Annotated in this window: 1 protein-coding gene; it reads right to left on the bottom strand. The window is 73.7% G+C overall.

Annotation, left to right across the window (positions count from 1 at the left end):
- A partial coding sequence (locus tag DBR10_RS05275) for a molybdopterin molybdotransferase MoeA (protein ID WP_108556195.1) occupies positions 1-981 on the bottom strand: 981 nt, incomplete at its 3' end.
- Positions 982-1,018: the final 37 nt, after the last annotated feature.

Genomic DNA, 1,018 nt, shown 5'->3' with positions numbered 1-1,018 from the left:
GCTCAGGGCCGCCAGCAGCGGCCGCAGGAACAGCTCGGCGCAGACCAGGGCCGAGGCCGGATTGCCCGGCAGGCCCAGCACGCGGCGGCCGGTTCCTCCGTTTATTGGGGCGAGATCCCCAAACCAGGTCGGCTTGCCGGGGCGGATGGCGATGGTCTCGACCTTCAGGCTCAGGCCCAGGGTCGAAAGCGCCGGCTTGACCAGATCATAGTCGCCGACCGACGCCCCGCCGATGGTCACCACCAGGTCGGCGGGGGTGCCCGCCACGGCGGCGGCGATGGCCTCGATGGAATCGCCCTGCGCCTTCAGCCGGACGGCCTCGCCGCCCCAGGCCTCGACCAGGGCGGCCAGCCCGAACGAACCCGATTCGAAGATCTGGTCGTCGGCCGGGCTTTCACCCGGCGCGACCAGCTCGTCGCCGGTGGCCAGGATGGCGACGCGCGGCCGGCGGTGAACCTCCAGCGTGCCGCGTCCGGCGGCGGCGGCCAGGGACAGCCGCCACGGATCCAGTTTCAGCCCGGCCTCCAGCAGCCGCTCGCCGGCCCGGAAGTCGCCGCCCGCCGGCCGGATGTTGCTGTTGAGGCGCTCGGGGAGGGTGAAGCGCAGGGCGTCGCCGTCGCGCTCGGCGTTTTCCTGGATCACCACCATGTCGGCCCCGGCCGGCACGGGGGCCCCGGTGAAGATCCGCACGGCCTGCCCGGTCTGCACGGTTCCGGCATGGGCCCGGCCGGCGGCGCTCTCACCGACTATGGCGAATACCGCGCCCGGCACCACGTCCTGCCGCCGCACCGCCCAGCCGTCCATGGCCGAGGCGTCGAACGGCGGCTGGTGGCGCGTGGCGTCGACAGGGGCGGCGAGGATGCGGTTGAGGCTTGCGGTGAGCCCGACGGTCTCGACGCCCAGCGGTGCGGCCCCCGCCAGCATCCGGGCGCGGGCCTCCTCGACGGTGAGGTTTTTCAGGGTGGGCGGGGCGTCGGTCATGGGCGTGGGCTCGGTTGCAGGCTCGTCATCCTAACGG

The organism is Caulobacter sp. HMWF025, assembly GCF_003060965.1.
Taxonomy (GTDB): Bacteria; Pseudomonadota; Alphaproteobacteria; order Caulobacterales; family Caulobacteraceae; genus Caulobacter.
Note: the sequence above shows the minus strand (reverse complement) of the source record. Positions and strands in the feature narration are given on the sequence as shown.